This window comes from Citrobacter portucalensis, assembly GCF_002042885.1.
Classification (GTDB): domain Bacteria; phylum Pseudomonadota; class Gammaproteobacteria; order Enterobacterales; family Enterobacteriaceae; genus Citrobacter; species Citrobacter portucalensis.
Genome location: NZ_MVFY01000005.1, coordinates 318,858 through 328,257, shown reverse-complemented (window position 1 = coordinate 328,257; position 9,400 = coordinate 318,858). Strand labels below are relative to the sequence as shown.

Sequence of the window (9,400 nt, the reverse complement as noted above, 5' to 3'; positions counted from 1 at the left end):
GGTTTACAAATCCGTATTAGTCAGGGTTTTATTCTGATTGAAGTAATTAAATAGAGTTATTCTGGCAAAAATTTAATCTAAAAAACAAACGGTTGCCCATTGTTCAAATTTAAAGAGCCGCTTCTTTACGCCGATAACCATAATGAAAATATGGATAATGGAGGGAAGTGGCATGTGGTGGGTTTATCGAATGCCGATGAAAATGAAGTTAATAATTGCGCTACAACCATTATTACTGGCGTTATGTTGGTTTGCTGGTTCAGGAATATTAACGCGCATTGAGACAGAACGGCAGATGGAGAATATTGCCCAACTGACAGCGCTCGCACGCAGTGCCGGAAATGTAGTGCATGAATTGCAAAAAGAACGCGGCATGAGTGTCGGGTTTCTGGGGGCTGAAGGGAAGACGTTCAAAGATGAGTTAAACGCACAGCGGGCTTTGACCGATCGCGAGATCGAGGTATTTGTGCGGTCACTGTCCGATACTGCCTTACCGGAAGGGGATGTCGCCACTTCTGTCGCTGCGTTTAAGAAAAATATTCTTTCGCTCGCTACCATCCGCGAAAACGTCACGCAGTTGGGGCTTCCGGCTTCAGATGTGGTTAAGTTTTATACCAACGTCATTGCTGATGTACTGAATTTTGTGGGTAGATTGGGGCAGTTGACGGATTCTGGTGAGATGGCAAACGCATTCGCCGCCTACTACAACATGCTGAATTTGAAAGAACAGGCAGGTATTGAACGGGCGCTGTTATCAAATATCTTTTCCTCCGGTCATTTCGCCGACGGACAGTTACATCAACTCAGTGATGTCGTCAGTAAACAGAACGTTTGGTTGGCAGAATCGTTACGCCTGAGTTCACCGGAACAGGCGGCCATGTTGAAAAGCCGCTTACAGTCAGCAGAAGCGTCAAAAGCCCTCTCATTTCGCGAGATCGCGTTTAACCATGTCGAGAACGGTGGATTTGGTATCGATCCTACTACCTGGTTTAAAGTACAAACCCAGCGTATTGAAGTGATGCGGCAGATAGAAAATGTGACGGCGAATCGTCTGTTGGCGAATGCAGAAAAACTCGCGCAGGATGCACGAAAAAACTGGCAAATATATATGGCTGTTAGCCTGTTAGCGCTCCTGGCATCATTGACGTTCGCTGGGGCCATCGCAATCAATATGCACCGTCAGTTTAGTGACACGCTACGCAAGATTGCGGGTATGAATGGCGATCTGACTCAACGTCTGGCGACCCCGGGCAAAGATGAGCTTTCCTCACTTAATCGTGCCTATAACACGATGCTGGAAAGTATTCAGCATATCGTACAGGAGATTAAGCAAGGCTCCGTGGTTTTGTCCGATGCCAGTAGCAGTATTACGGCGGGAAATCAGGATCTGGCTCAACGTACAGATGAACAGGCTGCATCAATAGTAGAAGCTGTGGCCAGTATGGAGCAGTTATCAACTGCGATTACGCAAACGGCGGATAATGCCCGCGAAGCTGAGCATCTGACAATCAGACTGGAAAAAGAGGTCCGACAGGCCAGTAACGTTGCCAGTGCGGCGAACCAGAGCATGGGGGATATTCGCGCTTCCAGTGAGAAAATCTCGAATATTGTGACCTCGATTGATGATATTTCGTTTCAGACTAACTTACTGGCGCTGAATGCGGCAGTGGAAGCTGCTCGGGCAGGAGAGATGGGCAGGGGGTTTGCTGTCGTAGCCAGTGAAGTGAGAAATCTTTCGCAGCGTTGCGCCAAAGAGGCTAACCAAATCCGTGAGTTGGTCGCGCACAATATGGTCAAAATTAGTGAGGGCGTTGAGCGGGTTACTGCATCTGCTACCGCGCTGGAAGCCGCGGCGGATAATACCACCAGTATGAAGCAATATATTGCGGATATCGCTCGTGTGGCGACGGAGCAGTCGCAAGGGGTAACCCAGATAAACCTGGCATTGCGACCGATGGAGCAGGTAACACAGCAAAATGCGGCGTTGGTATCACAGGCTGCGAGCGACAGCCAGCGGCTGGACAATCTGTCGGCAACCATGAAGGATCTGGTTAACCGTTTTGTTGTCTGACGTGACGCCCTTTAACCGACCCGGACAACATACCGGGTTGGTTAAGTCTCATCGCCTTATTGTAAGTTGCATACTGTTAACGCTGGCTCAGAACAACTTTTCGCTGAGCACATAATATGACTACTGACAGCTTAAAATCCAATTGTCTTGTCATGAGTTTTCGGGATTTAAGTTCTTTCATCGTAACACCGCGAATATGACCTTCATCTATCAGTTTCTTTATCTCCGCAGTGCTGAGTAAAAGCTGTCGCTTCAATATCGATAGCACATTAATCTGAAAAGAATGGGAAAGTCTGATGCTGACGGTGACGTTCTGGCCGCTGTTGATGCTGACCTGCCACTGTTCCTGAATACGAAAATCAGGTTTACCTGCAAACTCAGCATTATTCCGGTTCAGGGTCGCTTTATCATTGGCAAAATAGTGAACTGTACTGGCATCGTTAGTGATAAATCGATGATACAGCTCGCGATTGATTTTGCTGACGTGAAGCCGTGAAAACAGCGAGATGTTCCATGTGTATTCGCAGTGGATGCATTTATAAATGCTCCAGATATCGAGCACTTTCTTTTGCGAATTGACTCTGAATGCTCCGGAAGGTGCGAATTCGCGTTTTACATTACATGATGGACAACGCTTAGCTATGCGCTGGTACCCGACAGGGGTGACAGTCCATGTGACTTTCATACCATACCTTTTTTAACCCAAATAAATTCGGATCCGTTTTGAACGAACCATCGTTTTTATGTGAGAAAAATATTTTTTAAATATTTTTCAGTGGGTTAAGAAAAGATTTCTAACACAGTGACCCTTTCTGCCAACAAATGAATCTCGCGAGATTATCAGTGTGGATACACTCAAGTATATGAGTTCAATCAATATTTATTATGTTGCCCGGAGGGAGTGCAACTTATGGTGTCGGTCATCCTGGTAATTTCTTCCTGTAGGTATTCGAGGGGAGGTTGTTGAAAAGAGAAAGGGACTGACGTGAGTCACAGAGCATCCCCGCCTTTATGGCGGGGAAACATCATTAACGATAAATGGCTACAACAGGTTTTCCGTCATTACCTATGGTTCCCCGGTACATCCCTTCAGAGTTGAAGGACATGGTGTAATTACCTGCTTTATCAAGCACAATAACCCCACCGCTGCCATTCAGCGCCTTAACTTCATCCAGGGCATTCTGTGCTGCGTCCTTTAAAGGGATATTGCGGTATTTCACTTGGGCTGCAATGTTATAAGCGGTAAGCGTGCGGATAAACATTTCTCCTGAACCGGTTGCGGATACCGCCACGGTTTCATTGTCGGCATAATTACCTGCGCCAATGATAGGTGAATCTCCTACTCGTCCGTAACGTTTGTTGGTCATTCCGCCTGTAGACGTTCCGGCAGCCAGATTACCTTCTTTATCCAGTGCAACAGCACCGACAGTGCCATATTTATAGTCATACATCATCGGATCAGCAAACAGAGCTGCGCTCTTTCCGTCGTGATCCAGGATCACTTTTTCTTTTTTAATTGCATTCTGTAATTGCTGCCAGCGAAAATCAGTTTTGAAATAAGCCGGATCAACGATTGCGAGTCCCTGTTCTTTTGCAAAGGTATCCGCGCCTGTCGAGACCATGAGAACATGTGGACTTTGCGTCATAACGGCATACGCCGCATTAATTGGGTTTTTAACAGTGGTTACACCGGCAACGGCACCGGCTTTTCGGCTTTTCCCGTCCATAATGGACGCATCCAGTTCATTGCGGCCATCGTGGGTAAACACGGCGCCTTTACCTGCGTTGAAGAGAGGGGAATCCTCCATAACATTAATCGCTTTCTGAACGGCTTCCAGGCTGCTACCGCCTTTATTCAGAACGGCATAGCCAGCATTCAGAGCTTCAGTGAGTTTTTCTGTATACTGCTTTTCTTGTTCTGGTGTGATGGTATCTTTTGTAATAGTACCGGCACCACCATGGATCACCAGCCGTATCGGCGATTGCGTGTCTCCCCATGCGGGAGTAGTTAGTAAGGTACATAGGGTCAAGGTAGCGATACAGGTCTTGATTCTGATCATATGAATAAATTCCTTTTTTCTAGGCGATGAATCATTTCGGACAATGTCACCGGTAATTTTTATTATTACCGGTATTAATCAGCCTGCTTGGGAGAAGTTCCCCTGATGAGCTGGCTAAAAATTAATCATGACTATATTTCAATAGTCATAACTCATGTGAATTGATTTTAGTCATAAAATATTTTTAATGATTGATTTACCAAATAATGAAGCGTTTCCGCAGAAGTTTCTCTTATTCCACTGACAATGCCTGCAGGCTTCTGGTTGCAGCCTGTCGCTGGTAAAGTGAGCAACCAATACCGAAATCTGGCCAGAAGGGAATTCAGTGTGACCGAGCGTATTGATTATCAGGCTGAAAAATACAGTTTTACTGAGGCGAGAGAGTGTTCCCGTCTTACCGGCCAGTGGGCTGATGTTATTGCTGAATGCCGGGAAATGAAGGCGGGGCCCCAAGAACGTCTGCGTATTGCTTTATTGAATGTGGACTACGTGACCAGCTTTGAGCTGCCTTTCCGCCTGTTATTACTCCGTACCCCGCAACTGATTGCCAGTGTGCGTGAAGAGCTGCAGCTTAGTCAGAAAAACGTCATCTTTAACGGCAAACGCTTTGGCTGTGTTTACAGCCTGAAAGCGAGTCTCGGCGGGATCCCGGATGAATTTCAGTACCACCTGTCACATCGCATCCGGCGCATTAGTCCTGCAGGTTCAAGCGAAGCGCCATATCAGCAGATTGCTAAAACAGTAAAAGCGCCGCGTGAACGTCTGAAGCTGGCACTGGAATCGGGCCTTGATGTCACTGCGCTGGACGGGCTTTTCTGGTTTGGCAGCCAGCGTATTGCCGCTGATGTGTTGAGGCTGAGAAAAGCAGGGATGCGGATAGCGACAAAGCAGACAATGGTGTCCGACAATCTTACTGCAACAGTGAGGAATGTGCCTTTTTATCGCCTGGCACAGGGATGAACTGACTGGTAAATGAAGGAATTATAACGGGGAGCATAAGAATTCATGGTGTCCCCTGCAGGAATCGAACCTGCAACTAGCCCTTAGGAGGGGCTCGTTATATCCATTTAACTAAGGGGACGAAGCGGCACGAGTATAGCGTTTTTTACTCACAACGGTAAGTCTCAGGCCGCCCGACTGCTCAAACAGTCACCATTCAGGCCTGTTTTTTCTGGTTTTTCTGCGTTTGCTCATCACGCTTTGCTTGCAACCGGGCTTCTTCCTTGCGTTTGTTGCTCATATCATTGCGGATCTGCGCATGGCTCATCAGCGCGAAAATAAACGTTCCGCCACAGATATTCCCGGCGAGCGTTGGTAGCGCAAAGGGCCAAAAAAAATCACTCCAGTGCAGCGTGCCATTAAAGACCAAATAGAGAATTTCCACCGAGCCGACGACGATATGCGTGGTATCACCGAGGGCAATCAGCCAGGTCATCAGAATAATGACCACAATTTTTGCCGCTCCGGCAGCCGGAAACATCCACACCATGGTGGCAATTAACCAGCCAGAAATGATGGCGTTGGAAAACATCTCTGTTGGCGTATTTTTCATCACATCCATGCCGATTTTGACAAAAGCATCGCGGGTCTCTTCATCAAAAATCGGCATATGTTCAAACGCCCATGCTGCAACCCCAGTGCCAATAATATTACCCAGCAGAACCACGCTCCACAGGCGCATCAACAGGCCAAAATTGCCGAGGGTAGGGTTTTGCATCACCGGCAGTACAGCGGTGACGGTATTTTCGGTAAAGAGTTGCTGGCGGGCCATAATGACAATAATAAAGCCGAAGGTATAACCGAGGTTCTCGAGTAAAAATCCCCCTGGCACACCTTCCAGCTGTACGTGAAAAATCCCTTTTGCCAGTAGCGAGGCGCCCATCGACAGTCCTGCTGCGATGGCTGACCACAGTAGCGCCATCGCGTCACGCTCCATCTCTTTCTCCCCATCCTGGCGAATATGTTCATGGATTGCCATGGCGCGGGAGGGGAGTCTGTCCTCATCAAGCTCTATCTTTTTCCCTGTTAGCTTTTCATCGCTTTCCACCTCGAGTTCGTCGCTGTGTCGATCGATCTTATCTTTCTTGATGTCATTCATGGCCGAATCCTGAATAAGCACGTATTGCTAAAGCGTAGCGGCTTTTGTCTGAAAATCAGCGGGAGAAAGTCTGAGATAGCAAAAATAGTAACGTTTGTTTTTATCGGGTTAGTTAGAATAGAACCGCCGCGGAGTGCGCATTACCAGGCTATGATCAAATCAGTAAGACAGGGTATATAGACATCATTTGACGTGCTGTTACAATCGCTCACATCTAAACAGGCGGATACGTCATCGTTCCGTCATGGATGGCAATCAGCGATAGCCATAAAACACAGGGAGACACTTATGAAGCTTCGCCTGTCGGCGCTTGCGCTGGGAACCACACTTTTGGTGGGGTGTGCGAGCTCCGGTACTGAACAGCAGGGGCGTTCGGACCCATTTGAAGGGTTCAACCGCACCATGTACAACTTCAACTTTAATGTTTTAGATCCATACGTTGTTAGACCCGTAGCTGTTGCCTGGCGTGACTATGTTCCGCAGCCGGCGCGTAATGGTTTAAGCAACTTTACGGGGAACCTTGAAGAGCCGGCCGTCATGGTCAACTATTTCCTGCAAGGCGATCCTTATCAGGGGATGGTGCACTTTACCCGTTTCTTCCTGAATACCCTGTTAGGTATGGGCGGCTTTATCGATGTGGCAGGTATGGCTAATCCGAAGTTGCAGCGCGTTGAACCACACCGCTTTGGCAGTACGTTAGGCCACTATGATGTTGGTTACGGGCCGTATATGCAGCTTCCGTTCTACGGTAGTTTCACGCTGCGTGATGACGGTGGTGATATGGTCGATACGCTGTATCCGGTACTGTCCTGGCTGACCTGGCCGTTGTCGATAGGCAAATGGACGGTTGAAGGGATTGAAACTCGCGCGCAATTGCTCGACTCTGACGGTCTGCTGCGTCAGTCTTCCGATCCTTACATCATGGTGCGTGAAGCTTACTTCCAGCGTCATGACTTTATTGCGAACGGCGGGAAACTCAAACCAGAAGAAAACCCGAACGCGAAAGATATTCAGGATGATTTAAAAGAGATCGATTCTGAGTAAGGAATTGGGCAAATAAAAAGGTGAGCTAAAAAGCTCACCTTTTTTACGTCTGAAGAAAATCAGAATGCGTAGTTCAAGTTCATACCGTACAACCAGGCTTTCCCTTCAGATTCAAAGGAGTATGGGCCTTCTTCGAATTTCACTTTCTGACCGTGCATATAAGAGATACCAACATCCAACGATGCATCCTTATTAAAGGCGTAGGTTGTACCCGCGCTCAGCCAGAAGCGGTCCTGATCCGGAATAGAGATGGAACGACGGTTTGCCGGAACCGGGCTATCATCAAAGGCGATACCGGTACGGAACGTCCAGGTATCATCATAGTAATAGGTAGTACCGAGCGCGATGCGATAGGAGTCTTTGAAGCCTTCTTCTTTATAGAACAAGGTTTGGCCGTTGTTGCCTTTTGCTTTCAGCTCCTGGAACTGACTCCAGCTGGTATAAGCCATGCTGTAGTGAACCGCCCACTGTGGTGCAACGCGGTTATAGCCTGAAAACTCCCACATTTCTGGCAGGTTCAGATCAAGTGAACCATCGATCGTACTGCCGTTGGTTCCTGCTGGCAGGCTGGCGAACACCGGACGCAACTGCGCAGGAATACGGTCCATTGATGGCAGATTGCTGCGGTAATCACCGTTGAAGTCAATTTTTACTTCAGAACGGTAGGTGAAACCGTAGCGGTTATCTTTATCTACTTCATAAAGAAGGCCAGCATTCCAACCGAAGCCCCACTCGTCACCTTTCAGGCGCGCAATCTGTGTATCTGCCGGATATTGCGCGGCCAGTGATGGAGGGATTCTGCCCCCGGAGCCTGCAACGATCTGCTGTGGTAAATCGCCAGCATAGCGTTCAAGCTTCGCTTTTGCATAGACGGCGTTTAAACCGAGACCGAAGCTAAAATGATTATTCAGGCGATAAGCACCGCTCAGGTTTAGATTGAGCGTTTCCAGATCGGTTTTCCCGCCCATCGAGCCTGCTGTGTAATTATTGTTAAACTCCGTAGCCAGGCCGTAGTTAGAGGTGACTGAGGCCCCCCAACCAAACTGATCGTTAATTGGAGCAACAAAATGCACGTTCGGTATCCAGGCTGTTGGGGCGATATTATCCTGGCTGGCGTCATTGCCAATACGCGAGCGACCGGAAATATCTACATCCGGGTCAACGAAAATTGCACCTGCTGAGAAAGTAGGGCGATCGAACATCATAATCAGTGCCGGGTTACGACTGGCGTTACCTGCATCATCTGCAATTGCGCCTTCACCCGAATATGCCCGGCCAAGGCCAGAGGAAGAAAATTCGTTTAACTGAAAGCCTGCAGACCAGGCCTGTGTGGAGATAATTGCCACTGCGACTGCGAGAGCAGACTTTGTAAACAGGGTTTTCTGGCTCATGACCATAACCTCATAGATTTATTTTTATACAAACAATGTTACATGCCGTAACAGGAGCGCGAAGTGTAGGGTCTGAGGTACGACTTAGAAATCAGACCAGTGGCGTGAGTATAGGTCGGACCAGCTGGAATGTTGCAAGTATGTTTATAAATATTTTCAAATTTGATCAGAGAAACGCGATCCAGCTGGCAAAATTGCGGGGGTGCGCACTCACCTGTTTGGGCGATTTTTGTTTTAGATCATTTTTAAGTGTGATTTCGGTCACTTATCGCATTTCATACAATTAACGACTGGAGAGGCGAATAATGGGAGCGTAAAATATCCCTATCGTTTATCTGGCACCTCAGGTGCGAATACAGAGGAAATCTACAATGAGTAAATGCAGTGCTGATGAAACCCCGGTTTGCTGCTGTATGGATGTTGGCACCATCATGGACAACTCCGATTGCACCGCGTCCTACAGCCGTGTGTTCGCGAACCGCGCAGAGGCAGAAGAAACGCTGGCTGCTCTGACCGAAAAGGCGCGTGGCGTGGAATCTGAGCCTTGCCAAATCACCTCGACCTTTACTGAAGAGTCAGAAGGTGTGCGTCTGGATATCGACTTTGTTTTTGCCTGTGAAGCTGAAACGCTGATCTTCCAGCTGGGCCTGCGTTAATCCCCCTCTGCAAAAGCCCTTGCTATCAGATAGCAAGGGCTTTTTCGTAACTGTCAGTGATTATTCACTGTGTCTTAGCT

Annotated in this window: 8 protein-coding genes and 1 tRNA gene; 4 read left to right on the top strand and 5 right to left on the bottom strand. The window is 48.0% G+C overall.

Features of this window, described 5'->3' with window-relative positions; all coding sequences use genetic code 11:
• Positions 1–172 precede the first annotated feature (172 nt).
• Positions 173–2,071 carry a methyl-accepting chemotaxis protein gene (locus BZK40_RS10270; protein ID WP_079934590.1) on the top strand — a complete coding sequence of 633 codons (1,899 nt, stop codon included), beginning with the start codon at positions 173–175 and terminating at the stop codon, positions 2,069–2,071.
• 76 nt (positions 2,072–2,147) lie between these two features.
• Here BZK40_RS10270 and BZK40_RS10265 read toward each other — a convergent pair whose 3' ends face one another.
• Entirely contained in the window at positions 2,148–2,756 is a 609-nt protein-coding gene (locus tag BZK40_RS10265) for a DUF1062 domain-containing protein (protein WP_079934589.1), read from the bottom strand.
• Between the two features lie 343 nt (positions 2,757–3,099).
• Positions 3,100–4,131: an isoaspartyl peptidase/L-asparaginase family protein gene (locus BZK40_RS10260; protein WP_079934588.1), complete on the bottom strand. Its 1,032-nt coding sequence runs from the start codon at positions 4,129–4,131 to the stop codon at positions 3,100–3,102.
• Between the two features lie 327 nt (positions 4,132–4,458).
• Between BZK40_RS10260 and BZK40_RS10255 the strand changes: the two genes are divergently transcribed.
• A complete protein-coding gene (locus BZK40_RS10255; protein WP_048234804.1) occupies positions 4,459–5,091 on the top strand; it encodes an ECs1377 family protein in 633 nt (210 codons plus the stop codon).
• Positions 5,092–5,137: 46 nt separating this feature from the next.
• On the opposite strand, the gene BZK40_RS10250 is transcribed toward BZK40_RS10255, so the two are convergent.
• Positions 5,138–5,212, bottom strand: a tRNA-Arg gene (locus tag BZK40_RS10250).
• 75 nt (positions 5,213–5,287) lie between these two features.
• Positions 5,288–6,229: a formate/nitrite transporter family protein gene (locus BZK40_RS10245; protein WP_048215842.1), complete on the bottom strand. Its 942-nt coding sequence runs from the start codon at positions 6,227–6,229 to the stop codon at positions 5,288–5,290.
• A gap of 288 nt (positions 6,230–6,517) precedes the next feature.
• On the opposite strand from BZK40_RS10245, the gene mlaA reads away from it, so the two are divergent.
• Positions 6,518–7,273, top strand: a complete 756-nt coding sequence (mlaA, locus tag BZK40_RS10240; protein ID WP_003028190.1) for a phospholipid-binding lipoprotein MlaA — start codon at positions 6,518–6,520, stop codon at positions 7,271–7,273.
• Positions 7,274–7,332: 59 nt separating this feature from the next.
• Here mlaA and fadL read toward each other — a convergent pair whose 3' ends face one another.
• The gene (gene fadL / locus BZK40_RS10235) at positions 7,333–8,664 is read right to left on the bottom strand and encodes a long-chain fatty acid transporter FadL (protein ID WP_020996688.1); all 1,332 of its coding nucleotides are present in this window, start codon (positions 8,662–8,664) and stop codon (positions 7,333–7,335) included.
• A 371-nt stretch (positions 8,665–9,035) separates the two neighbouring features.
• Between fadL and BZK40_RS10225 the strand changes: the two genes are divergently transcribed.
• Positions 9,036–9,320 carry a YfcZ/YiiS family protein gene (locus BZK40_RS10225; protein WP_003834838.1) on the top strand — a complete coding sequence of 95 codons (285 nt, stop codon included), beginning with the start codon at positions 9,036–9,038 and terminating at the stop codon, positions 9,318–9,320.
• Positions 9,321–9,400: the final 80 nt, after the last annotated feature.